Consider the following 23,355-nt stretch of genomic DNA (forward strand, 5'->3'; position numbering starts at 1 on the left):
CTCTTCCTTGAAACTTAAAACAGCAGATCAATTTCAATACGGCGGTTTTTGGCTCGCTGTGCGGCGGTATCATTACTTTCAACTGGTTCCGCTTCGCCACGCCCCTCTGGCCATAAGCGGCCACTTAACGACGCATTTTGCGCCATTGCGTTGGCAACTTGCGTTGCTCGCGCCAATGATAAGTGCCAATTAGAGGGATATTCAGGCGTTGAAATCGGCGTGTTGTCGGTATGGCCGGTGATCAGCACTTTACCTTGTGTGCCTTCAAGGGCACGGGCAATTTTAGCAATAATCGGCTTCATATCAGCACGAACAATATTACTGCCGGAATCAAACAGCGACTCACTGGATATACGAATACGTACGCGATCAGATTGTGACGTAACACTGAGCACGCCACGTTGAATTTCTGTCTGCAACAACTGGTTCAGCACACTGGCTTCCATGCTATCACCAGTGGTTTGTTCGCCTAATTGATAGGGAACTAAGGCATCAAGCTCTGTGAAAACATTATCGGAGTAACGATTCAGTTGGTACGAAAAAAGGGTGTAAACTACCAGGGCGAGGGCAGCAAATAAGGTTAATATAACCCAGAGTGGAAATTGCTGGCGTAGCTCTAGGCCGTTAGCAATGCGTTTGCGCCAATTAATCGATAACTGGCTTGAACCAGTGCCACGGATCAGGCTTATCTCGCGATACAACTTATCACGGTAATCATCGACCGCAGATTGTCCCTGTGCACTGACACGATACTTGCCTTGGAACCCAAGATTCAAACAATAATATTGTAGTTCGAGTAGGTCGATATTATGACTCGACTGGCGCAGTGCCTCATCAAGTAAAGTGAAGAAGTACTCACCACCAAAGGTTTCCTTATGAAAGATGGATAGGAGACTTTCATTCACCCACACACTTTCGCTGCCCCACGGCGTATTGAGCACGGTCTCATCCAACAGCGCGCATACGCAATATCGTGCAGATTCAATAAGCTGGCTATCGAGGTGCTCATTACGCAAAGATTGTTCAAAATTCTTAACAGCATCAATGCTTTGTTGTTTAAGCTTGTCGACATCATCGCAATGACTCATGCGATTGATTGCCACTGTCAGCGAAAAAATATCAGCACCGTAATCGACTAGCTTGGACTGAAAAATGGGTGCGTTCCCTTGCACTCGAGCAACAGGCTTTGACTGGTTCACATTGACTACAGTCTTATCCCCGCTAGAGGTGTCTGCACTAGCCGCTGCGCCTGAAGCACCAGCACCTGCAGGAGCTGGCTCGCCATTATTTTGTGCCAGTCCTCTTCTTCCTGGACGGGGCTTTAAAATCGTCTTGTCCATGATGATTGTATCCTGTTGGTTAGTTATCCCTTAACGGCCCAAAGTGCCACTTGTAGTTCGGGGTAGTTGCCAGAAATATGCAGTGCAATACCACCACTACTGCTTAGCTTAAGCCAGTGCTCATTGCCTTTTTCCAGCTGGAAGTAATGGTAGCCAGCATGATAGGGTACCTGCCTAGGTGCGACAGGCAAGGTCGCAAGAGTAATTCCTGGGATTTGGTTATTCACTAAGTCGCGAATTGTCTCGACGCTACCTATTTTCGTCTGTGCGGGTAGACGCTGACGCACTTCTTCGTTAGGTAGGTTCGCTTTTACAGCCAGTATAAAGTGAGCATTATCAAGTAAAGACTTATCATTAATTGCGCCAAAATAAATACCAAACTTGCTTTTCTCAAGGGGTATTTCCAGTGCAGTTTGTTCAAGTACTTGGCTCAGCGTTTGGTTGATTAATACCATTAAATTGCCAAACACAGCAGTCAGCTCACTGTGGTTGTAATGGGGCAGCTCGGGAACTCGTTTATCACGGGTACTGAAGGTACTGAGCTCACCGACTAATTCAATCACCCGGTTATAAAGCATAAATGGATGTAACATATCCATATTTTCAAAGTTACTAAACACCGGTTGGTACTTGTTTAGCACTTGCAGCATCATAAAGTCAGCCACCGAAGTGGAACCTGCTTGCCCTTGAGTTAACCGCGCAGAAAGCGCTTCCGCACGCTGCTTAATCATGCCATGAATTTCGCGTACCACGCTGGTTAATGGCGCAACCGCTTTGGCATTCAAGGTAGGAGCAATAAACTTGCTATCAAGTTTAATGTTGCCCTCGTCGGATACTTCGATTACCCGTGCGATAGGCAAACAAATATAACCAGCTCGGTCATCGTTATGGCGTTTAAGTTGGCTATGCAGTGCGGCAATTTGCACTGATTCCTGAGCATCGCTGCCTAAGCTTACATCGGCGCAAGTATGGTCAGCGAAACGGTATCGGGTGATCATACCGTCACCATCAGCGCTGATATTTGTGCCATTGGTTTTATCACTGGCAATCGCCAAATAGATAACTTCGTCCCGTACTTCGCTGGTTAACGACAGTGCTTGTGGTAGCGGGTCGATCGTAGGCATATCAACGGCGGTGCCATCAGCTAGGGTGGCGGTCAGTTTGCTTAAACGAACTTGCCCTAAAGGTAGCAAGGATTGGTCTATTTCCAACGACACAGTCCCCCACGGGTAGTGGTGGACATGCTGGCTGCTGTGGTTGATCGCACGACGAATGCTGCGCTCAGCTTGCTGAAAATGTTGGGGACGTAAGAACATCCCCTCGGTCCATGCGATTGCGCTGTGGTCGCTCATGTAAATTCCCTCTTAGTGCTGTTTAGTCTTTGGCGTAAACAGCAATTTCCTCAACATTAACAGTTACATCATCATAGCCAGTTGGATCGGCCGCTAACACTGCACGCCAACGAGCTTGGTCAATATCGCGATAGGCTACAACAAAGCCGACATAGCGCGTATTTCTATCTAGCGACATCGGGTACTCAAGTTTGCTTCCAGGTTGCAGCTCTAACTCGTCCTTTTTTAACAGATCAGGGCCCAACACCGACTCAGGATCTTCATAAAGGGTGAAGAAATCTTGATTATCAAATACTGTCCGTGAACTCAGCTCAAAGATTTTAACCACAACAGGTGAAGGACGTTGATTAATATCTGGGTTGATATCAGCCGCGACATTAAAGGTGACGTCGGTGGAGGGCGGTACTATCTTATTCACCGCAGTACACGCACTCAGTGCTAAGGTAAAAATTACGACCAATACGGACAATAATTTGTTGTTCATGTTGTTTCCTCTAGGATAACTAATCTAAAGCGTTTTTAATTTACTATCGTAAGCTTTAACAAAATCATCAGCGAGCGCGCCACTGCCTTTGCGCTCAATTTCACTTTCCATGTCTTGGTGCATAGCGCTAAATAAACGCCAGCTTTTCGCTTCTAATTGATATGGTAAAACCTTTTTCAGACCGCCTTGTTCGTTTGCTTGGCTTTTCAGGCGATCTGGTGAAAGTGTATCGAGTAATCCTTCAATGGCCCCCACGGTCCCGGCCATCATTGCAGTATCGTGGTCGCGAGTGTCTTTAAACGCCTCGGCAATAGCTTGCTCAGCATTTAAAAAGCTGGCGCTATTTCGGGTGTATAAGTTCTGGATTACATCTTCTAAAGTTGCTGAAAACTTCAGTGGATTATTTTGTTGTGCTTGGAACATAGTGTGATTCAAGCGCAGTTGTTGTTTCACCGAGGAGCGTTGTCTAAGTGATTCAACTAAGCCCAACAATAGGAGTCGTAAACTCTCCCCCATCTGTTGCCACGTTTGTGCGTTGTTTAATTCATTCGCAAGCTGCGCGTCAACTTGCAAACCTTGCAAAAAAGCAGCTGCCAATTCACCTTGCCCTGCAGCTGCTGGAGCTTGAGCTGGCTGCGGCGCAGCCGAAGCTTGTGGTGCAGCTTGTTGTGGCGCTTTTGGCTCTGGGGTTGAAGCGATACTATGTTGCGTTTGCGCTGTTGGTGCCGGCGTAGGAGCAGGAGCTGGTTGTGGCTCTGGTTGAGCCGCAGGCGTTGCCTGACTCGCAGGGGACGCGCTCTCAGGTTGGCCGAATGCTAAGTCTAACCCCCAGTCTTCGGGAATGGTTTCGGCTGCGGATTGAGAGCCGGTTGCTGGGGCGCTCGCTGGTGTTTCTAGACCGGGCATCTGGAAAGATTGGTCAAGTTCGTTTGCGGATTGCATCTGCGTTGCAAACAAATCATCGTTATTAGAGCTCGCAGCAGGTGCAGCTTGCTGCGCAGGTATACTCGGCTGCGATGGCTGAGCTACTGGTGCGCTTTGCGCGGCGACGGCGCTTTGCGCCAGTTTAAATTCGATTTCATAATCGCCAATACTGAGCACATCACCGTCTTGCAACGCTTGTTGATTGCCTTTGCCTACAGGGGTCACACTGTGGTTAACAAATAGGCCGTTTGTTGATAAATCATGAACAACGAAGTTCGACCCAGAGCGCTCAATACGGCCATGGGTGCTGGAAATTATTTTCTCAGGATCTGGCAAGTGCCAGTCGCACTCCTGTGAACGACCAAATACCAAGCTATCTTGGGTGGTCTTTGATGTTTCTATTTCAGGGGATAGGCGGTGGTAGCTGATAACGTTAAAGGTCGCTTCCATTTGCTTTACTCTATTCCATAAGACGACGTTAATAGCTCACGAGGATAAATATTAAGTTAGATTTTGTCAATAAAAGTGACGGTATCTAATAGCGCTACATTTACTCCGGTGTGGCATAAGTTCAAGTAACCATTGTAGTGGCCTTAAGAGATTGTGGTGGTTTTTGCAATTATACTGATGGTTATACTATTGAACCGTATAAAAGGTCATTTAAACCGCAATCTGTTATAGCCTTTTATTTAATAATCTAATATATTAACGCTCAGTGAATGGATGAACGCATTAAAGGACAGCCAATATGGATGACAAGCCGCAAAATGCAAGCGAGCAAGATAAAACGCAAATCGCTGGTATCGCAAACTCAGGTAACGCCCCACAAAAGAATGCTCAAAGCGCCAACCTTCAGGGTTTGAAATTAGGTGCACGGTATCTGTTGGAGGAACTTGTCGGCCAAGGTGGTATGAGTGATATCTACCGCGCCAAAGACCTACACCTCTCAACCAGCGATGGTGAACATCACGTCGTTATTAAAGTGTTACAATCGCAGTTTGCAGAATCAGAGCAAGCATTGGCGCTGTTGAAAAAAGAAGCCCAGCGCTGTCAGCAATTATCGCATCCAAATATTGTCCGCGTTTATGATTGTGCAAGCGTGGCCGGGATTCACTACATCGTTATGGAGTGGATTGAGGGCGAGACACTTGAGCAAATTATCAAGCGTTCACGGCCAACGGGCATGAAATTTGCCAACGCCAAACCCATTCTCACGCAAATGATTGATGCGCTAATTTATGCGCACGCCCACGGTGTTGTGCACACCGACCTGAAGCCTTCCAATGTTATGGTCACCAGCCAAGGTGACGTAAAAATTCTAGATTTTGGTGTTGCTCGCGCCCATCGTGGCGATGATATTTACGCTTATCAAGGCGCTCAGGCAGAAGATGGTGTTGCCGGGTACACCCCAGCTTACGCCAGCGCATCGCAATTAGATGGCCAAGAGCCGACACCGCAAGATGATATTTTTTCGTTCGCGTGTATCGCCTATGAACTTATTTCGAGTAACCACCCTTATGACCGGGTTGCCGCCAATGAGGTGCCAGCGACTTATACTCTGAAAAAGCCAGCGTCGATGCCGATGCTACGTTGGGGCGCGCTGAAAAAAGCATTATCAATTTCGCAACCAGGGTTTAAAAGCTTTAGCGAACTCAAGTCGAAATTATTGACAGTCAACCACATGCCGGCAGTGGCTGCGGTGGCAACTGTAGCTGTAGTTGCTGGGTTAGGATTTACTTATCATACCCAAGCGCAAAGTGATTACGCTTTGTTGCAAGCTAAATACGACAATGCTGTTGCCAAAAATGAGCAACTTAACCAGTGGATGGGATGGGGGTCAAGTAACCTATTCAGTAAACTAGGTGAAATTCCGCCACAGTACCAAGTACTAAAACAAGGCTTGGTGGTTAAAAACCAGCCCCAGTTACTGGCACAGTTGGAGCAACAAGCGAAGTTAGCAGGGCAGAATAAAGAGCAAGAATACAAGAACTTCACTGCAATTATTAACGTGTACGATCAAGCCAAACCTCGTTTCCCTGACTCACTGGCGTTGGCTGAACTTATTCAAGATACGCGAACAGAGCAGCAATCGGTGCTCGACGGTGTGGTTGAAAAAATTGACTTGTTATTGAGTCAAGGACGTCTAACCGAGGGCGGTGACAATTCATTGGTTAAGCTTTCTGAAGATCTAGCCTTCATTGCCCCTGAATTTAATTATCAACCGATGGAAGCTGGAGTTACTTTATACCTTGAGCAATACCAAGCAGCCGTTGAAGCAGACGACGTTGCGACTTTAGATACCTTAGCCGAAGTCGGTGAGGCCGTATTTGCACAAAACCAGCAAATTGCGCAGTTATTGCAACAAGGTGAAGCGAAACGCGAAGCCATGACGGTGCTAGCACAGTACTTCAATAAACGTGAGAGTAACCCGGATACACCGTATCCTTACGAGGCTGCCACGGCGTATTACCAAGATCAGTTTGATGCTTGGGAAGTATCTATTACTAATATGGATGACCATAAAGAGCTGATTGCACTGGAAGAAGAAGTGAACACGTTGGCAGAAAAAGTGCCAGAAGATTTTCAGCCCATGGTAAAACTGAAGAAGTCGCTCGCTTCTGCATATTTGTCGAAGGCGCATGCATTAATGCAAAAGCGCATGTATCGTACAGCGCAGAAGCTAATAGAGCGAAGTGACTCGATTAACAAGTCACTCTCAGCTTACTTATAGGCGACGACCTTCTCCAGCATAACGGCCGGCGAGGATCTTTTCATAGATGTCGTCGGCTTTTTGCTTTGCCCGCTCAATTTCTTCAGGCTGCAATTTTTTCTCGTCGAGTTTGCGGCTGGTACTGGCATCGTCATTGCCATTGTATTCCGCGATGGTGTTCCAGATATAAGACTTTTCGATACTTTTAGCTACACCTAGGCCTTCATAGTACATTAGCGCAAGGTTAAACTGAGCCAAGGTATAATTTTGCGCTGCCGCTTTACGGTACCAATCGATTGCGCTTTGGTAATCTTTAATAACGCCTTCGCCATTGGTGTACATAACGCCAAGGTTAAATTGCGCAGCAGCCAGCCCTTTTTCGGCAGCCCCTTTGAATAAACTGACCGCCCGTTGCAAGTCTAGTTTTACTCCTCGGCCTTCTTGGTACATGACCGCCAAGGAAAACATCGCGTCTGCATAGTCTTTATCCACGGCCTGCTGATATAGCTGAGCAGCTTTACGTTGATTCTTGGCTACACCGTGGCCGCTTTCGTACATTTGTGCCAGTTGATAGATTCCAGGGGCATAGCCCATGTCTGCTAAATATTGAAACTCGCTGAGGGCGGTTTCAAAATCTCCCACATTGGCCGCAGCAATGCCTTCTTCTAACCCCGCATGTGCTGCGGGCGCGAGTGCAAGTGCACTGCTCAGTGTCAGTGCGCATAGTGTGTATCGCAACATCTGTGTTCTCCGCGTATGGCTCGTATCTTTATGATTCTAGCCTGTTTATTGGTATGGGTCCAAAGCTTAGCCATAAAAAAACCCAAGCAAGGCTTGGGTTTTTGGGGTCATATCTACCGTCACCGATATGAGCAATGTAGCAAGTAAAGTTTTCATCGCATTGAGTGCGTATGAACAAGACCTAGAGAAAGCAAAAGACTCTGTTTCGTCTTGTTGATAATGATTATTACTAGCATAGCTTAATGTGTCAAGTGCAAATGGGAATTATTATCAAATTAGTTTTTCTCCTTTTCTTAGCCTTTCAAAGCGAGGCACTTCCATGCTACAAAAGATAAAAATAAAGACACAGGAGTGAGGATATGAGTGATCAATACGCGGCACTACGCAGTAATGTGGGTTTATTAGGGCAGATGCTAGGACAAACCATTGCCCAGGCATTGGGTGATTCGGCTTTGGCCAAAGTTGAATCAATTCGTCAGTTGGCAAAAACTTCTCGCGGTGGCGATGAGCAGGCGCGTGAGGCGCTGATCAGCGAGTTACAATCCCTAAGCGACGATGAGTTACTGCTTGTTGTGCGCGCGTTCAATCAATTCCTCAACCTCGCTAATGTTGCTGAGCAGTACCATACTGTGTCGCGCTCGGGTAACCAGGGTTTTTGCGAACTTGACCCATTAAAGCAGACTTTGCTGCGCCTTAAGCAAAGCCATGTGCAAGAGCACACCATCAAAGAGGCAATCGCACGACTAGATATCAACTTGGTATTAACTGCGCACCCAACGGAAGTGACACGGCGCACACTGATTAACAAACATGTGCAATTAAGTGATTGCTTAAACCTGTTAGAGCTGGGCGACTTGCTGCCGCAGGAACAACAAAAACTCCACGCTCGCATGCGCCAACTAATAGCTCAGGCGTGGCATACCGATGAAATTCGTCAACAACGGCCAACGCCTTTGGATGAGGCGAAGTGGGGTTACGCAGTCATTGAAAATAGCCTGTGGCAAGCGGTGCCAGAATATGTGCGTGAGCTTGATGACACGCTGACTCAAGAGTTGGGTGTTGGTTTAGTCAGTGATGCTAAGCCGGTGCGTTTTACCTCATGGATGGGCGGCGACCGCGATGGCAACCCTTTTGTAACGTCGAGTGTGACACAGAGCGTACTCGACCATGGCCGGTGGATGGCATTGGACCTGTATATTAAAGACATCAACCTGCTGATCAGTGAATTATCGATGTTCGCCTGCGATGATGCTTTAGCTAAACAGGCTGAAGGAGCCCATGAACCCTATCGTGCCGTATTAAAGCAACTACGTGAAAAGCTGACACTCACTCACGAGTATCTCGAGGCCAAAATAACCGGGCAGTCGCCACGTGGCGAAAACATCATCACGGATATCACTCAGATAACGGATGTGTTAAAGGCCTGTGAGCGCTCGTTAGAGGCCAATAATATGGCCATCATCGCCCAGGGGCAGCTGCGCGATACGCTGATCCGCTGTCGGTGTTTTGGTTTGCAGCTCTCGCAATTGGATATCCGCCAAGACAGCGACAGACACGCACAGGTGCTTGGTGAGCTGACAGAGTACCTAGGCCTAGGTGATTACTGCCAGTGGGATGAGCAAGGTAAACAAGAGTTTCTCAAAGCAGAGTTGGCCAGCAAGCGGCCGTTATTACCTCGCAATTGGCAACCAAGCGAACAAAGCCAAGAGGTTCTCGACACCTTTAAAGTGATTGCCCAAAATCGCGCCGAAAACTTTGGCATTTACATTATTTCCATGGCTCGTCAGGCATCAGATGTGCTGGCAGTTAAGTTATTACTTCAAGAAGCAGGCTGTCAGTTTAACATGCCGGTTGCACCTTTGTTTGAAACTCTGGATGACCTCAACCGTGCGCCTGAAGTGATGCAGGCTTTATATAGCGATGATGTGTATCGCCAACATCTAGGCACTCATCAGTATGTGATGATTGGCTATTCAGATTCAGCCAAAGATGCAGGGATGATGGCCGCTGGCTGGGCACAATATAGTGCTATGGAGTCCTTGGTGCAGCTTAGTGAGGAGCAGGGCATTGAGCTCGTGCTATTTCACGGGCGCGGCGGTACTGTTGGTAGGGGAGGAGCCCCAGCTGCGCAAGCGTTGCGCTCGCAACCTCCAGGGAGTTTGAAAAATGGCCTGCGCGTGACTGAGCAAGGTGAGATGATCCGCTTCAAGTTCGGACTGGCCAGTGTCGCAAAGCAAAGTCTGCATTTATATGCCAGCGCAGTACTTGAGGGGAACCTGCTGCCACCCCCAGAGCCTGAGCCTAAGTGGCGCGACGTTATGGCTAAAATTAGCGACGCATCGTGCCAGCATTATCGTGCGACTGTGCGCGAGAACCCTGAATTTGTACCTTACTTTCGCAGTGCCACACCAGAGCAAGAGTTGGGTAAGTTGCCATTGGGATCGCGGCCTTCTAAGCGCAACCCTAATGGTGGGGTGGAAAGCTTAAGGGCCATTCCTTGGATCTTTGCTTGGTCGCAAAACCGCCTGATGCTGCCTGCTTGGTTGGGGGCCTATCAAGGTTTAGGAGCGGCGATTAGTGAATACGGTGAACATACGTTACAGCTTATGAGTCAGCAGTGGCCGTTCTTTCGCACCCGATTAGAGATGTTGGAAATGGTATTCTGTAAGGCAGACAGTTGGCTTAGTGCGCATTATGATCAGCACTTAGTGGCGCCGCAGTTACAGCACTTTGGCGAACGTTTACGCCAAGAGTTAGCGCAATCAGTGGCGCTGATCAAAGAACTAAGCCCAGAGCACACTTTATTAGGGCATCAGCCTTGGGTGCGTGAGTCTATTGCATTGCGCAATCCCTATACAGATCCGCTTAATGTCCTGCAGGTAGAGCTATTGAAACGAGCCCGTACCAATAGCTCACAGGCATTAGATAAAGCCTTAATGGTTACCATGGCTGGGATCGCAGCGGGTATGCGCAATACCGGTTAATTAGGTCTAGGGCGGTGTATCAGCCGCCTGGCATCTGAACCTCGCCATTGTGGTAAGTGGCCATCATTCACACCCAATAAAATGCGATGAGCGATCATCAAAGAGGCTACTTGCCTTGTGCAAATAACGCGGGTGCTCAACAGCGCAGAAATAGGGTAATGAGAGATAGGCCAAGATCGTAAAATAAGGCTTGTTATATACACCAGTTTTTGGCTCGAATAAGTAGAAATTAAAGTTAACCCTATGAAAGTGTTGAAGTTCGATATTTATATATCGTGCCATTTTATGCTCGGATATCTCAATACTCGTTTTTAACAAACTAATACTGCTTAGACATTACCAATCCACTCTGGTAAATTTATGAATTACTTATAAATATAAAGTGTGCGGCTAGCTCTTTGTTATTTGAATTTTGGCTTAACCCGAAATGCACGCTAATAAGCTGTTAAGTAGCCAAGGAAAGTACGGCGTTTAAATGACCTACGAAGAATTTTATTACAGCATTGATTGCAGGTTTCCTTATCATCAAGAATGCGAGTGGAAGCGAATCATTGATCAATCAATTGAAATAGGTGAGGACGCGCCTTTTCTCGTGCTTCATGAAATTTGCAGAGTTCCTGCTTCGGAGAAGCTGGAACAAGCAAAACATTTAGAAATGTATAAATATTGGAAGCAATCGTTTGCCAGCCCAGTGCAGGACATCGTTGAAGCAGCTTCTCTTTCTTACATCAACAAAACTGAGATAACAGACTCCCAAGCACTCGATATAATGGAAAAACTTTCAGCGTTTCCTAAATCTTATAACGCGCTTCAAGTTGTTTTGTTTGCGTGTCCAGACGATGATGAACTCGTCGACGAAAAATATGAAAATATTGTAGCTGTGTGGAAATCGGCTTCTTAACAAGTTACTTAAAAGGACGCATAAATGCTTGGCTTGTGCTCCTTCGTCGCTAATTTTAGCCAAGCATTTATGCACACATTAGTAAGGCGTTATATGCCATGAATAGAATCGACGCCATCACGAAGATTAAGGCCTCTTTGAAAAGCTGTGAACCTCTAGTTATTACTCCTAAAGGAAGGAGCTATGAGGAGTATGTCAAACAGCTTTCGGAACAGTTGCTTGAATCTGTCATTGACCCAGTTTTAGTTGAAGTTACTTCGACAATAATTGTTGGTGGTGGTTTCGAATCATATAAATCCGCGACCGTTTGGGGAATAGCTAGAATTGGCATTAATTGGTTAATAACAATTAAGGGGGAGCCGGAGTTTGCGCTTGCATTTGGAGTGGAGCCTTTAGACTTGAAAATGCATGGTTGCTCTTCAAGCGATGTTTTAGCGGAATGGTGCAGCTAGGCATATAACAAGCTGTTGAATAATGGACAAAATTCAGTTGGCTGATTTCGCTCCGCTCAAGATTATGGCCAACTAAATTTTGCACATTGACAGGGCGTTATAAGGCATATATGAATCGGCTAATAATTTACATTCTGCTTATTACACCAACATTTGTTAATGCAAGTGGCTTAAAACCAGATGCTTACTTTGGTGAATACTGTGTTGTTAAAATGCAGAACTACTATGGCGGATTAAGCTCCGAAGAAGAAGCTTCTCGGTTCTTAGGAAAAAGGTAATAATCAAAAAGTCTGAATTTAGAGGGTTAACAGTGGTTGCTGAAAACCCTGAGTATGCAATTGAAGAAATAGATGACTGGTCTAAGGTAAATACAACATTTCATGGTTTGTACTTAGATCGGGGAAAGCATAATCAATTAGTTATCTACCCAGATTCAAAAAAAAAGAATAAGTTCTGGGCCGAAATTATCAATTCTGAATTATTAGTAACCGTTTATGACGGTTATCTGTATGAATTAAAAAAGGATTGTGTAAAAGCCTTATAACAAGGCAATTATGCGTGTGACGTTTAAAGCCTGGCTGGCGCTCATTCTTCGCTAATTTTAGCCAAGCATTTATACGCCCCATATTGCGGCGTTATATACCTAGGGATAGCCTGAGTGAAATGGATGCATTGAGCAAGCTTCAAGAAAAAAATAAAATCCACTCTAAGCTTCAGCGTAATACTAGCTGGAACATTGTTTGGATGCTTTGTCTATTGAGCCCTTTGCTATTCAGCAATGGCTACGAATTTTATTTTTCATTTATACGAAATACCGAATTTGAGTCTATTCACCCAGCTATAGTTTTAGTCGGCTCGCTAGGTTTTGGTTTACCGTTAGCAGCTATGGGCGGCCTTATGCTTTTTAGGCGTATCATAAAATTGCTTTTGCTAATTGCTGCAGAGTCATGGTTCATTTGGTTTTGGGTTGTTTCTGAATTATCGTGCTTAGCGTTTTTGCCACTAATTCCTGCTTTTGTCATTTTGCAAACTCAGTTACCCAAAATAAGGGCTGGTAAGTAAACGGTATTAAACAAGCTGTTTATGGAATGGGCGTCTTAATGCTTAGCTGACGCTCATTCTTCGCGATTATAGTCAAGCTTAATTCGCCTTATAACAGGGCGTTGATTTTATAAATGTATTCATTTCAAAAACACTTAATAAGGAGATTATGAATGTTTTCACCAACAGAGAAAGTTAATTTGCGAGCAAAAATGGAGAAATACGAAGGCAAAATTAACCATATGTATTTAGACTCGAAAGGCTATGTTACGGTGGGTGTTGGGCATCTAATTAAAGATCTAGCTAGTGCACAAAAGTTGAGCTTTAAAAAGAGTAATAATATGCCTGCCACAAAAGATGAAATTAAGGCTGATTATGAAGCGGTGAAGAAACAACCAAAAAACCGTTTGGCTTTTAGTTACAAAAGGTACGTAAAACTCAAGCTATCTGATTTAGATATAAACACTCTAACTAATAAACATATCGATAGCTTTGAAAGTGAGCTAAAAAGGATATTTCCTGACTTTTCGACGTATCCAAGTGAAGCAAGGCTAGCACTGTTTGATATTATTTTTAATGTTGGGATGACCGACTTTAACAGTGAGTGGCCGAGATTGAAGAAAGCAGTGAAAGCGAAGGATTGGTCCGAGGCCGCAAAAGAATCAAACAGAAAACCTCCCATTTCGGCAGAAAGAAATAAGTACGTGAGAGATTTATTTGAGAAAGCGGCGGCCAATGTTAAAAACCCGGCCAAACCATAAAACTCGGAGGCGTTATGAGACTTTCATTATTCAAATTCATGTGTATTTCATTTGTTTTTCTATGTTTTATTGGGATGGTAGGTTGTGTCAGCAACAAGTCTAATGGAGCTAAAACGAGCATTCCCGTTCGTTGGAGCTCAGGCTATACAATGCCGGCGCTTCTAGCGTCATCAGGTATATCGGTCAACAATATCGACGATTTATCAGAGCTAATTACTTCTTCTTGGTATGCAGAAGTGGATGTCAAACAAACAAAAGTCGGAAGGTCCGTGTTCAATTCTTGTATGGATTACTTTGATAAAGCTGGGCCTTCAACTCGCACAATAAGAGACCATGAGATGAGTGCCTATCTCGAGTTTAAAATTATGTGTGAAGCGACACGGCTATTAATAAATGCAAGTAACTCTAAAGAGAGTTTTTTACCAGAAATTATTCTCAATAAAGATGTACCTAAAATTTTTCCGAAAGCAATTGCTTTGCAAATATCGACAGAGGAATCAAGGCAAACTTCCCAGACCGCTATGGTGAGAACATGGGCAGATGTTACACCTATGATTAGAGTTGAAACTCATTCAAAAACGAAGTCAACCTACTTTCACGAAGGAGGATATCAAGAGGTTGAAATACTGGGGTATGGGGATGATAACAATGACGACGTTGAGGATGTCTTCATTGTTGTACGTGATTATGTAACAGGAGGAAATTACTTTAATATTCGCTTGTTTGTTTTGTCGGTAGACTCCAAGGGAGACTGGGAGTTGATTAAAGAAATTTAAAGCCCTTTGCGTCAGAAAGCGGAAGTAAATCAATTTAACAATGCGCTGCACTTGCAATATATCTGTGAGAGCAGCGCTGCGTTCCTTTAGGAATCACCATGAAAGATAGTTGGACAGAAGAGGAGCTAGAAGCAGCGGTAGAAGCATATGTTCAGATGCATTCTGAGCAAGCTAATGGGGAGCCATTTGTTAAAACGAGAACCTATTCTGAACTCGCTAACCGATTTGGCCGTACTGAGAAATCATTCGAATATCGAATGCAGAATATCTCCTATGTCTACTCGCTTATGGGTCGCGAATGGGTCTCTGGTTTGAAACCAGCGAAAAATGTTGGACCCAAAAATGCTGCAGTTATCGAAAGACTAATTTCTGAAACTGAGGGGCAAATTCTACCGAAAGTTGCTGAGTTTGAAACACAGGTTATCTGTCATAAATATAAGGCAAATCTGCCGAAGCCAGATGGCATCAAAGAACCTGAAAAAACATATACACAAGTAACGAACTTCAATAGAGATCCCAAAGTAAAAGCATGGGTTCTTAAAGAAGCAACTGGCAAATGTGAGTGCTGTGGCTCTGACGCACCATTTAAAACCGCAGAAGGAGAGCCTTTCTTAGAAGTTCATCACCTTCGCCGTTTAGTTGATGGTGGCTCAGATACCGTTTCAAATGCGGTGGCTTTATGCTCAAATTGTCATAGAGAAATGCACTACGGAGTCAATAAATCCACTCTGGTTGATTCAATGTACAGCAAGTTATCGAGGCTTGTGTATGAGTAAAAGATGTGTATCAAGTTAATTAACTTCGCGCCTACGATTGCGAAGTCTCCTTCGTCATGTCGGGTCCACAGAAGCCATGCAACTATCGGTAGTTCTAAGTATGTTTGAGCCCTTTATTCCTGATAATTTCGAGGCGCCTAAGCGTTTTGACACTGAATCTTTTCATTTTAGCGTGCTTGAAGAGGCGGTTGCTGACTTAGACTTTGACGCTGTGATGTCCAGTCAGCAAAGGCTGCAAGGAGTTTTTGGGCCAGATTCCGAATGGCCTAAGCCATCAATGACTCTCGAAGAGAACACTGAAAGCCTGAAGGTTCATAAACGAGAGTTTGAATCGCGAGTAGCGTTTGCTTATTCAGTGTTCAATAACTCAAACGATAAATGCCTCGGTTCTGTTTACATAGACCCTAGCCAGTCACCCAAATATGATTGTGAAGTATATTTGTGGGTTAGAGACGATGCTATCGCTCTAGACACAGCGCTTTACCACACGGTCTTTGATTGGCTAAAAAAAGATTGGCCATTTTCAAAAGTTGCATTCCCTGGTCGAAGCATTTCATGGGCAGATTGGGTGGTTACGTTGAAAGTTACCTAACATAAACCAATGATGTATGAAACGAATAAAGCGTGTCTGGTGCTGATCTTTCGCTATTTTTAGCCAAGCTTAATGTGCTCCATAGTGAAGCATCATCTACCTAGGAAAGCATGAAACGTCTATTCATCATTTTATTAAGCTTGGATCTAATTGGTTGTATGGATGATAGGTCTCTATGAGGAAAAGTTGAGGCGTCTGCAAACAGTAAAACGAATTTCGGTGTTAGCGATGATAACGGGTCAAAGCGGATCACAGCGTAGAGTGGTGATTATTCAGTTTAGTTGAATAAAAGCTCTAATTTACGTATTATGGCCTGCTCAGAATAAAGGCACGGTGCTCGAAAGAGTTTCCACGCAAAGCTCCAGGTCTAAGGTCAATACATTGGCTATGATGGCTGAGCCGCTTCCACTTTTGCCCTCCTAGTGCAAACGAACTTGTGCCTTTGTTGTATCTGTATTTATTAGAGAGAACGACATGGCCAACTCTGTTGTTGCGAGTTTAAGTTATTGCGCTGAAGAAAACATTGTCTGCGCAACCATGCGCGGTAAAGCGCAATCAATTGATGTGTTAAATAACGCCAACGCCATTATTGAATTCGCCAATAGTTACAATGCGAAAGCGGTGTTAATTGATGTACGCGAATTTGAACATGCTTATGCTAAGGATGAGTTCATTGATGTGTGCAACAAGCTAGCGCCATTGCTCGGCCAGTTTATTATCGCTCGCGTGGTTAGTTATCAGGGTTTTATGCATGAACTGGTGACGCAAAAAGTACGAGAGCTTGGGGTCAGGGTGAAAAACTTTGATTGCCAGGAGCAGGCACGTAATTGGTTGCGCCCACTTTCGTGCTAGGTTAGTATCCCAAGCCCAAAAAATAACAACAGGCCTGAACATGCAGGTTACAGGGTTACTCGCAGAACTAAAACGCCAAGGCGGTATCGCCTCTGAGCAGCAATTCAAAGAACTTCAGCAGGAGCTGGGCTCCTCTTTTAAAGACACCATCAATTGGCTGCTAGCGCAAACCCAAACATGGGCGGTGGCGCCCATTTCGTCATTTCATGTCGCCGCGCTTGTTAAGGCAAAAAATAGCCAAGGTGACGTGTTTTATGCAGTCGGTGTAAATGTTGAGCTAGCAGGCTTGGGGTTAGAGGTATCCACCCATGCAGAGCAGTGCGCATTGCATAATGCCTGGCTACACGGCGCGACAGAGATTGAGCACATCTATATCAGCGCCGCACCATGCGGGCATTGCCGTCAATTTATTAACGAGTTCAAAGGTGCGAAGAACATCGCTATAACCATAGGTGATAAGTCAACGACCTTGAACGAATTGTTGCCTCAAGCCTTTGGTCCAGTTGATTTGGGGGTAGAGCAGCCTTTGCTGGGCAGTGCTGCTCGCCATCATGATGATAGCCGCTCATTACACCACCATTTTGCGCAAAGCTATGCCCCTTACAGTGGTGGTAAGGCGGCGGTAGCCATTGAATATGCCGGCGCAACCTATTTTGGCCGCTATATGGAGAATGCCGCGTTTAATCCTAGTTTTTCACCCATGCAAGCGGCGCTAAGCCAAATTGTGTTGGCCAATCAAGAAATCGATTTTAGTGCTATTACAGCGGTGACTTTATTGGAGCAGCGGGCGGGCAAATCACACCTTGGAGCAAGCAAAACAGTATTAGCTCAACTTGCTCCGCACGCGCAATTTAATTACGAATTACTAAGCAGCAGCTGTGCTCCCGCAATAACCTGATCTATCGCATTTTGTTCAACAGCCGAGATATCCACGTCGGGTATCTCGTTTTCACAGCGATTGACTAATACTCCGGCGATGCACGCTGAGCGCAGCCCTAATGCGCTACACATGGTCAGTAAGGTGGCAGACTCCATTTCATAATTCATCACGTTAAGCGCTTGCCACTGCTGCATGGACCCTTGAAGGTGGGTGGGAACATAACCACTGTGGGTGTCATAACGCTCTTGCCCAGGGTAAAAGGTATCACTGGATGCGGTAATGCCAACGTGATGAGTGATATCGCTATCCTGACATGCTTTCACTAGGGCGGCGGTGGCTTCAAAGTTGGCCACTGCGGGGTAGTTGGGCGGCGCAAAGTGGTGCGACGCTCCATCTAAACGCACAGAGGCTTGGGTGATCAATAAATCTCCCACGGCAATGTGCGGCTGAATGGCTCCTGTGGTCCCCACCCGTAAAAAGGTATCTACGCCTAGCTGCGCGAGTTCCTCAACGGCGATGGACGTAGAAGGTCCACCAATACCGGTTGAGCACACCACCACAGATTGGCCCGCTAACTGACCTAAATAAACGTGAAATTCGCGATGCTTAGCAAGACAGCGCGATTGCTCAAGCTGCTCTGCAATAACGCCTGCTCGCTCAGGAGCGCCGGGGATAATGGCCAAGGTTGCCCCTGCAATGTCTTCTTTAGTGATGCCAAGGTGAAACATTTTTTTCATGTAAGCCTCTGATTTATCTTACGCATAATAGTGCCTTTAAAGGTGCCATGCTGCGGTGTTGCGGTCCATGCCAATAAGGACAAATGTCCGATACAAGTGATCCCCTAGCTTGCGAACTGAGTAGATCTCAACTAGATGTTAATTGAATGTATCATAGGAGATAAATTATGGGGCTTTCTTCTAGTGCTTCGAGCCGCAGTGAATTTGCTCGTTGCTTCGAGTGTAACAAGGTGAGCGTCTTTGCTCCTTTACATTGGTTAGCGTTAGCGTTTAAAGATATGGCTCGGGCACCGCTGTTGAGCTTAGTCTATGGTTTAGTGTTTACCGCTATTCCCGCTGCGCTGTTGTTTTTTGTTTATTCTAGTCAGTCGCATTTGGTCATTTTGCCTGCTGCTGTCGCCTTTGCCCTCGTTGGACCAGCCTTTGCGGCCGGCCTCTACGATGTGGCGTGGGAGCTAGAAAAAGGGCACACCCCAACATTTCGCCATAGCCTCAAATCAATGTTTCGTAACCCCGCAGGGGAATGGGGCTTTGCCGTACTCTTGATGGTGGTCATGATAGTGTGGATGCGCTTGGCCGCTTTGGTGCATGCGCTTTATCCCAACACCGTTAACCCCACATTGGAAGAGCTGAGCGCGTTTCTAACCTTAGGCTCTATTATTGGCGGCGTGCTGCTGGTAAGTGTATTCGCCATCTCTGCATTTACTCCGCAAATTATGATGGAACGTCGCGTTGATATTATGACTGCGGTGGTGAGCTCAATGAATGCAGTGCGAAACAATGTGGGTGCAATGGTGGTGTGGTGCGCCTGTATTGTCTCTTTGGTTTTGCTTGGCTTTATCACCGGTACTGCGGGCTTTATAGTCATTATGCCTCTGCTCAGTTATGCCAGTTGGCACGGCTATATCGCTATTATTAAAACCAAGCGTCCGCGTAGCTACGAGTAACTTTCTGGCTGGCTTATGCAGCTTTTATGCATAGCCAGTCACGCCTTTGCTTGCGGCCCCTCCACGTCAGTTTGACTTCTTCACTCAGCTTGTATATTAATCGTTTACCTTGGGTGCTAAGGTGTATATAGATACTAAATAAGCCTTTTAAAAACATAATGTTATGTTTTGCAGGTGACTTGGTGTCGAGGTACAGATTACACAGAATAAGATAACAACGTACAGCAACACGATTTTTCTGCATGCACCATATAATTGCATAACTATTGAGGAGAGAGCATGACTGCTAAGTGGCAAGATTTTCAAGAAAAAGTTGAGCACTGCTTGTGCCCGCCAGGTAACGGTGTATTTACTGTTAACACCGCCAAAGAGCGCAAAGCGGCCCTGCATCACAAGCTCTACGGTCAAACTGAAAACATTGAACCACTGTGGAAATCATCCCTTCAAGATTTACCCACTAGCGAGCACAAAGCAGTTATGCTGGGGATTAGCTCTGATTGTGGTGGCGGTATTTTACGTGGTGCGAACTGGGGCCCGTTATTCCTTCGTAGTACATTAATTGAACAGCAACCGCAAGCGAAAGCGTTCGATATCGGTGATGTTCGTGTGATCCCACACTTATTACATGATAAGTACCTCAACGAAGGCACTATCAGCAACTGTCAAAAAGCCTTGTACGCAAACGAGCAGAGCGACTACCATGTTAGCCCGCTATCCATCACCGAAGATGTATGCACTGATTTTTATGCAAACTTCCCCGAAAAAGGCATTTTTGGTATCGGTGGTGACCATTCAATCAGTTACCCGCTGACTAAAGCGTATCTTAAAGCCAAGCGAGAGCAGGGCAAGAAAGTGGCTATCATCCATTTTGATGCGCACACCGATTTGCTCGTGGAGCGTTTGGGCATTGACTTATGCTTTGGCTCTTGGTGTACGCATATTCTAGAATTCTTGCCGAGCCCTGCGCATTTAATTCAGTTTGGTATTCGCTCAAGCGGTAAGCCGAAAGAGCATTGGGAGTCTACCTTTGGTGTGAAGCAACACTGGGCCCACGAAATCAATGAACGTGGTTGTGAAGCCGTTATTGCCGAAGTACTTCAGCAACTGCGCAATGATGGTGTTGACGAGCTGTATGTAAGCTTTGATATTGACGCTTTGGACGCTGAGTTTGCCTCGGCCACCGGCACACCCGAAGACGACGGCTTGAATCCACAACAAGCACTCACTATTCTCGGCGCACTGGCTGATGAGTTTCCAATAACGGGTGCCGACATGATGGAAATCGCTCCTTTCACCGACAGTTCACTGGAAGGCAAAAGCAGCTCAGAGACGACCTTGCGCGAAGGGGCTAAAATCTCAGCGTTCTTGCTTCAAGCAATGAACAAGTAAGGCTCCACTTCTGCCAGTAACCAAAAAAAGCGCCTTTCGGCGCTTTTTTCATTGTTGATAAGCGCTTCTTTGGCTATTCAAAACGGCCTTTGCGTATCAGCTCACCATCGGCCATCATGCATTGACCGCGCACGAACACCCACCGTGGCAACAGTGAAGTGCTATCAAGCAACACTAAATCAGCACACGCCCCCGCTGCCAGCGTACCTTTTTGTATTCCCAGTACGTTCGCAGGGTTGCTGGTTATCGCTCGTAATGCATCGGCAAACGCCACCTTATGCTCTTTGACTGCTTCAATAAATGCCAGTAATAACGAGCGCTCATGCCCGACCTCAAGACCCACCAAATGGTTGTTCTCATCAAACACTGGCAAGCTAGCGTGGCCATCAGAACTCATCGTTAAACGAGTTTTTTCAACACCCTTGGCTAAGCATTGTGCCAAAGCGCGCGCCGCACTGACTTCGCCATGTGCTAAGTCATAGTCGGTGGTGCTGGTGGTGAAATCTATCCAGCCACCGGCATTGGCAAAGGCGATACCGGCGTCAAGCAGCTGCTGGTTGCGATTCATATGGGTGGGGTAGAAGCGGTTTAATGGTACATCATAGTGGGCAGCCACCTCATGCAGGAGCGCTAAATGACTGTCACTAGGGCCGACATGAATACTAATCGTGCCGCGCTTATTACTTAGCATACCTGCAACCCGAGCATATGCTGCCAGCTCACTAAGCTGCTTCGCATCCAGCTGAGAGCCGCGATGATCGCTAATAGCGACTTCACCGACACCGATGACTTCATCAATGAACATAATGTCTTTTTCAATACTGCCGGTGAGCGAGGGCGCTGGCAGATGATACGCACCGGTATAGCAATAGGCATTGAGCCCTTCTTCTTTGAGTCCTTTAGCCTTAGCCAGCAAATTACTGTGTGTGCGGCCGATTGAATCAGTGCCAAGGGCGCCAACAACCGTGGTGATCCCGGCGGTTATCGCATCACTGAGCATCATTTCCGGCGTGCGACTGGCGAAACCGTCTTCACCGCCACCGCCACAAATATGCACTAATGAATCAACAAAGCCGGGCACGGCAATCAGCGTGCTGCCATCTATGACTGTTTGCTGCAGGGAGCTGGTGAACGTGAGATCAGGGTCTATACCGAGAATATGCTCGCCGCCCAAGGCGATAGTTTGTTGCCCTATAGGGTCGGGGTTGTAAGTAGTAACGTTGTTAATAAGTGTGATCATAATGACTTAACTGTATTGCATAAATTGAGCGCCGATAACAAAAGCGCTGGCGAGGGCAAATAGCGCAAGCTGCAGGCGCCAAATAAATAGAAACCATTGGCCCCACTCTAACTTCACCACGCCCAAACAACCAATCAGGCTTGCTGAGGTGGGAATAATGATATTGGTCAGGCCGTCACCGAGCTGGAAGGCGAGTACCACGGTTTGCCGACCAACATTAAGCAAGTCACCCAAAGGCGCCATAATCGGCATGGTGATCGCAGCTTGCCCCGAACCTGAGGAGACAAAGAAGTTAAATAAGCTTTGAAACACCAACATACTCCATGCTGCCAGCGCTTCGGGCATGCCGTGTAAGAGGGTGGCGCTGTAATATAAAAGCGTGTTTAACACCGAAGGCTCACTGAGCTCATTGCCACCGAGTAAAAGCACGATGCCTTTGGCCAAAGCGACCAATAACGCGGCCGGTAGCAGCTCTTGTGCTCCTTGCGTAAACATCTCTGCACTGCGCGAAAACGAGGTGCGATACATGAACTTGGCAACAATGGCGCTTAACACCGCCAAAGTAAAAAATTGGCCAGCAAGTTGCGGAATGTAATACTGGTGCAAGGTCACTCCCCAAATCACCCAGGCAATGACACCGGCAAACAGCAATAATAGTGTTTTATCAGCTCGACAAAGAGGCGCATAACTTGTGCTCGGCGCAGGTTCAGCGGGTAATGCGCGACTGTGTTTTGCATAGCGATAGGTGTAGGTCATGCCCAGCAATGTAAAACACACCCAAGCGAACATCCGCAAGGGGGCACCGGAGAACACGCCGAGTTCAGCAATGGACTGAGCAATGGCGATACTAAATGGGTTCATCCATGAGCTCGCAAACCCGATTTGTGTTGCCACATAGGTCACTAACACTGTGGTTTGAGCGTTGTAGCCTAGCTGCTTCATAATTGGCAGCAGCACGACACAAAAGGCGATTGCCTCTTCACCCATGCCAAATATGGCGCCGCCAAGAGAAAACAATGTAAACAGCACAGGAATAAATAGCCATTGTAGCTTTTGAGTGCGGCCGATCAGTGCTAAAACAGCGCGGTTTATAGCGCCGGTGTGCATCAGAACCGAAAACGCTCCGCCGGTAATAAGAATAAATGCCATGACGCCAATGGTAGCGCCAAATTTATCGCCAGCAACGAGCCCTTCGAATAGTACATTCACAAAGCCGACTTCGCCGTTACTTGCAAATAACGGCAATTGCAGCTGCGTTTGTTGTTGTTGAAATTGCGCCAAGCTGACCGTAGTTTGCTGAGCGTCCATAGCAAACCAGCCAGGTTGCACAAACCAGGTACTGGCATAGGCAAGTAAGGCCACCGACATCAAAATAACGCTGGCACTGGGCAAAGAAAAACGCGTGTGATTAGTCATGAGTCTTCACTTATAAAAGGACAAAGGGGCGCACGGCCCCTTATTGATTCTTGGGCGCTG

General features: G+C 46.3%; 22 protein-coding genes and 1 riboswitch. Of the genes, 14 read left to right on the forward strand and 8 right to left on the reverse strand.

Annotation, left to right across the window (positions count from 1 at the left end):
- Positions 1–14: 14 nt before the first annotated feature.
- Genes tssL through tagH form a run of 4 tightly spaced genes read right to left on the reverse strand, consistent with a single transcriptional unit; the run spans position 15 to position 4,550 of the window.
- Complete coding sequence (tssL, locus tag PRUTH_RS17995) at positions 15–1,340, reverse strand: type VI secretion system protein TssL, long form (protein WP_022944417.1); 1,326 nt, start codon at positions 1,338–1,340, stop codon at positions 15–17.
- 23 nt (positions 1,341–1,363) lie between these two features.
- Complete coding sequence (gene tssK / locus PRUTH_RS18000) at positions 1,364–2,692, reverse strand: type VI secretion system baseplate subunit TssK (protein ID WP_045980642.1); 1,329 nt, start codon at positions 2,690–2,692, stop codon at positions 1,364–1,366.
- A gap of 22 nt (positions 2,693–2,714) precedes the next feature.
- Positions 2,715–3,176 (reverse strand): type VI secretion system lipoprotein TssJ, encoded by a 462-nt coding sequence (tssJ, locus tag PRUTH_RS18005; protein ID WP_045980643.1) that lies wholly within the window; start codon positions 3,174–3,176, stop codon positions 2,715–2,717.
- Between the two features lie 24 nt (positions 3,177–3,200).
- Positions 3,201–4,550 carry a type VI secretion system-associated FHA domain protein TagH gene (tagH, locus tag PRUTH_RS18010; RefSeq protein ID WP_151174102.1) on the reverse strand — a complete coding sequence of 450 codons (1,350 nt, stop codon included), beginning with the start codon at positions 4,548–4,550 and terminating at the stop codon, positions 3,201–3,203.
- Positions 4,551–4,848: 298 nt separating this feature from the next.
- Between tagH and PRUTH_RS18015 the strand changes: the two genes are divergently transcribed.
- Positions 4,849–6,831, forward strand: coding sequence for a serine/threonine-protein kinase (locus tag PRUTH_RS18015; RefSeq protein ID WP_151174103.1), 1,983 nt, complete (start codon positions 4,849–4,851; stop codon positions 6,829–6,831).
- Here PRUTH_RS18015 and PRUTH_RS18020 read toward each other — a convergent pair.
- Positions 6,826–7,551: a tetratricopeptide repeat protein gene (locus PRUTH_RS18020; RefSeq protein WP_022944412.1), complete on the reverse strand. Its 726-nt coding sequence runs from the start codon at positions 7,549–7,551 to the stop codon at positions 6,826–6,828. The two genes, PRUTH_RS18015 and PRUTH_RS18020, sit on opposite strands and share 6 nt — an antisense overlap.
- A 359-nt stretch (positions 7,552–7,910) precedes the next feature.
- Here PRUTH_RS18020 and ppc point away from each other — a divergent pair, with 359 nt between their 5' ends.
- The 11 genes from ppc (at position 7,911) to cdd (ending at position 17,584) form a co-directional block, all read left to right on the forward strand.
- Positions 7,911–10,535 (forward strand): phosphoenolpyruvate carboxylase, encoded by a 2,625-nt coding sequence (ppc, locus tag PRUTH_RS18025; protein ID WP_151174104.1) that lies wholly within the window; start codon positions 7,911–7,913, stop codon positions 10,533–10,535.
- Between the two features lie 475 nt (positions 10,536–11,010).
- Positions 11,011–11,436: a hypothetical protein gene (locus PRUTH_RS18030; RefSeq protein ID WP_151174105.1), complete on the forward strand. Its 426-nt coding sequence runs from the start codon at positions 11,011–11,013 to the stop codon at positions 11,434–11,436.
- Positions 11,437–11,534: 98 nt separating this feature from the next.
- The gene (locus tag PRUTH_RS18035; protein ID WP_151174106.1) at positions 11,535–11,888 is read left to right on the forward strand and encodes a hypothetical protein; all 354 of its coding nucleotides are present in this window, start codon (positions 11,535–11,537) and stop codon (positions 11,886–11,888) included.
- A gap of 310 nt (positions 11,889–12,198) precedes the next feature.
- Positions 12,199–12,432: a hypothetical protein gene (locus PRUTH_RS18040; protein ID WP_151174107.1), complete on the forward strand. Its 234-nt coding sequence runs from the start codon at positions 12,199–12,201 to the stop codon at positions 12,430–12,432.
- A 119-nt stretch (positions 12,433–12,551) separates the two neighbouring features.
- A complete protein-coding gene (locus PRUTH_RS18045) occupies positions 12,552–12,950 on the forward strand; it encodes a hypothetical protein (RefSeq protein WP_151174108.1) in 399 nt (132 codons plus the stop codon).
- A gap of 152 nt (positions 12,951–13,102) precedes the next feature.
- Complete coding sequence (locus PRUTH_RS18050) at positions 13,103–13,690, forward strand: glycoside hydrolase family protein (protein WP_151174109.1); 588 nt, start codon at positions 13,103–13,105, stop codon at positions 13,688–13,690.
- A 14-nt stretch (positions 13,691–13,704) separates the two neighbouring features.
- Positions 13,705–14,466, forward strand: a complete 762-nt coding sequence (locus tag PRUTH_RS18055) for a hypothetical protein (RefSeq protein ID WP_151174110.1) — start codon at positions 13,705–13,707, stop codon at positions 14,464–14,466.
- A 98-nt stretch (positions 14,467–14,564) separates the two neighbouring features.
- On the forward strand, positions 14,565–15,242 hold the full coding sequence (locus PRUTH_RS18060; protein WP_151174111.1) for an HNH endonuclease: 678 nt from the start codon (positions 14,565–14,567) through the stop codon (positions 15,240–15,242).
- 100 nt (positions 15,243–15,342) lie between these two features.
- The gene (locus tag PRUTH_RS18065; protein WP_151174112.1) at positions 15,343–15,834 is read left to right on the forward strand and encodes a hypothetical protein; all 492 of its coding nucleotides are present in this window, start codon (positions 15,343–15,345) and stop codon (positions 15,832–15,834) included.
- A 317-nt stretch (positions 15,835–16,151) separates the two neighbouring features.
- Positions 16,152–16,241: riboswitch (cyclic di-GMP riboswitch) on the forward strand.
- Positions 16,242–16,308: 67 nt separating this feature from the next.
- Complete coding sequence (locus tag PRUTH_RS18070; RefSeq protein WP_022944405.1) at positions 16,309–16,686, forward strand: hypothetical protein; 378 nt, start codon at positions 16,309–16,311, stop codon at positions 16,684–16,686.
- 40 nt (positions 16,687–16,726) lie between these two features.
- Positions 16,727–17,584, forward strand: a complete 858-nt coding sequence (cdd, locus tag PRUTH_RS18075; RefSeq protein ID WP_151174113.1) for a cytidine deaminase — start codon at positions 16,727–16,729, stop codon at positions 17,582–17,584.
- On the opposite strand, the gene udp is transcribed toward cdd, so the two are convergent.
- Positions 17,542–18,303: a uridine phosphorylase gene (gene udp / locus PRUTH_RS18080; RefSeq protein WP_151174114.1), complete on the reverse strand. Its 762-nt coding sequence runs from the start codon at positions 18,301–18,303 to the stop codon at positions 17,542–17,544. The two genes, cdd and udp, sit on opposite strands and share 43 nt — an antisense overlap.
- A 167-nt stretch (positions 18,304–18,470) precedes the next feature.
- On the opposite strand from udp, the gene PRUTH_RS18085 reads away from it, so the two are divergent.
- Positions 18,471–19,250, forward strand: a complete 780-nt coding sequence (locus PRUTH_RS18085) for a DUF2189 domain-containing protein (protein ID WP_022944402.1) — start codon at positions 18,471–18,473, stop codon at positions 19,248–19,250.
- A 279-nt stretch (positions 19,251–19,529) separates the two neighbouring features.
- Positions 19,530–20,639, forward strand: coding sequence for an arginase family protein (locus tag PRUTH_RS18090; protein WP_045979883.1), 1,110 nt, complete (start codon positions 19,530–19,532; stop codon positions 20,637–20,639).
- 73 nt (positions 20,640–20,712) lie between these two features.
- Here PRUTH_RS18090 and iadA read toward each other — a convergent pair whose 3' ends face one another.
- Positions 20,713–21,879, reverse strand: a complete 1,167-nt coding sequence (gene iadA, locus PRUTH_RS18095; RefSeq protein ID WP_151174115.1) for a beta-aspartyl-peptidase — start codon at positions 21,877–21,879, stop codon at positions 20,713–20,715.
- A gap of 6 nt (positions 21,880–21,885) precedes the next feature.
- Positions 21,886–23,295, reverse strand: coding sequence for a putative basic amino acid antiporter YfcC (yfcC, locus tag PRUTH_RS18100; RefSeq protein ID WP_151174116.1), 1,410 nt, complete (start codon positions 23,293–23,295; stop codon positions 21,886–21,888).
- Positions 23,296–23,355: the final 60 nt, after the last annotated feature.

The sequence above is a fragment of the Pseudoalteromonas ruthenica genome (genome assembly GCF_008808095.1).
Taxonomy (GTDB): Bacteria; Pseudomonadota; Gammaproteobacteria; order Enterobacterales; family Alteromonadaceae; genus Pseudoalteromonas; species Pseudoalteromonas ruthenica.

What these genes read in the sequence shown, in the direction of transcription:
- tssK (WP_045980642.1), bottom strand. Translation starts at nt 2,692, where the DNA reads ATGAGCGACCACAGCGCAATCGCATGGACCGAGGGGATGTTCTTACGT.
- PRUTH_RS18070 (WP_022944405.1), top strand. Translation starts at nt 16,309, where the DNA reads ATGGCCAACTCTGTTGTTGCGAGTTTAAGTTATTGCGCTGAAGAAAAC.
- cdd (WP_151174113.1), top strand. Translation starts at nt 16,727, where the DNA reads ATGCAGGTTACAGGGTTACTCGCAGAACTAAAACGCCAAGGCGGTATC.
- PRUTH_RS18060 (WP_151174111.1), top strand. Translation starts at nt 14,565, where the DNA reads ATGAAAGATAGTTGGACAGAAGAGGAGCTAGAAGCAGCGGTAGAAGCA.
- PRUTH_RS18055 (WP_151174110.1), top strand. Translation starts at nt 13,705, where the DNA reads ATGAGACTTTCATTATTCAAATTCATGTGTATTTCATTTGTTTTTCTA.
- PRUTH_RS18090 (WP_045979883.1), top strand. Translation starts at nt 19,530, where the DNA reads ATGACTGCTAAGTGGCAAGATTTTCAAGAAAAAGTTGAGCACTGCTTG.
- PRUTH_RS18030 (WP_151174105.1), top strand. Translation starts at nt 11,011, where the DNA reads ATGACCTACGAAGAATTTTATTACAGCATTGATTGCAGGTTTCCTTAT.
- PRUTH_RS18065 (WP_151174112.1), top strand. Translation starts at nt 15,343, where the DNA reads ATGTTTGAGCCCTTTATTCCTGATAATTTCGAGGCGCCTAAGCGTTTT.
- PRUTH_RS18015 (WP_151174103.1), top strand. Translation starts at nt 4,849, where the DNA reads ATGGATGACAAGCCGCAAAATGCAAGCGAGCAAGATAAAACGCAAATC.
- yfcC (WP_151174116.1), bottom strand. Translation starts at nt 23,295, where the DNA reads ATGACTAATCACACGCGTTTTTCTTTGCCCAGTGCCAGCGTTATTTTG.
- PRUTH_RS18085 (WP_022944402.1), top strand. Translation starts at nt 18,471, where the DNA reads ATGGGGCTTTCTTCTAGTGCTTCGAGCCGCAGTGAATTTGCTCGTTGC.
- tssL (WP_022944417.1), bottom strand. Translation starts at nt 1,340, where the DNA reads ATGGACAAGACGATTTTAAAGCCCCGTCCAGGAAGAAGAGGACTGGCA.
- tssJ (WP_045980643.1), bottom strand. Translation starts at nt 3,176, where the DNA reads ATGAACAACAAATTATTGTCCGTATTGGTCGTAATTTTTACCTTAGCA.
- iadA (WP_151174115.1), bottom strand. Translation starts at nt 21,879, where the DNA reads ATGATCACACTTATTAACAACGTTACTACTTACAACCCCGACCCTATA.
- tagH (WP_151174102.1), bottom strand. Translation starts at nt 4,550, where the DNA reads ATGGAAGCGACCTTTAACGTTATCAGCTACCACCGCCTATCCCCTGAA.
- PRUTH_RS18050 (WP_151174109.1), top strand. Translation starts at nt 13,103, where the DNA reads ATGTTTTCACCAACAGAGAAAGTTAATTTGCGAGCAAAAATGGAGAAA.
- PRUTH_RS18045 (WP_151174108.1), top strand. Translation starts at nt 12,552, where the DNA reads ATGGATGCATTGAGCAAGCTTCAAGAAAAAAATAAAATCCACTCTAAG.
- ppc (WP_151174104.1), top strand. Translation starts at nt 7,911, where the DNA reads ATGAGTGATCAATACGCGGCACTACGCAGTAATGTGGGTTTATTAGGG.
- PRUTH_RS18020 (WP_022944412.1), bottom strand. Translation starts at nt 7,551, where the DNA reads ATGTTGCGATACACACTATGCGCACTGACACTGAGCAGTGCACTTGCA.
- PRUTH_RS18035 (WP_151174106.1), top strand. Translation starts at nt 11,535, where the DNA reads ATGAATAGAATCGACGCCATCACGAAGATTAAGGCCTCTTTGAAAAGC.
- udp (WP_151174114.1), bottom strand. Translation starts at nt 18,303, where the DNA reads ATGAAAAAAATGTTTCACCTTGGCATCACTAAAGAAGACATTGCAGGG.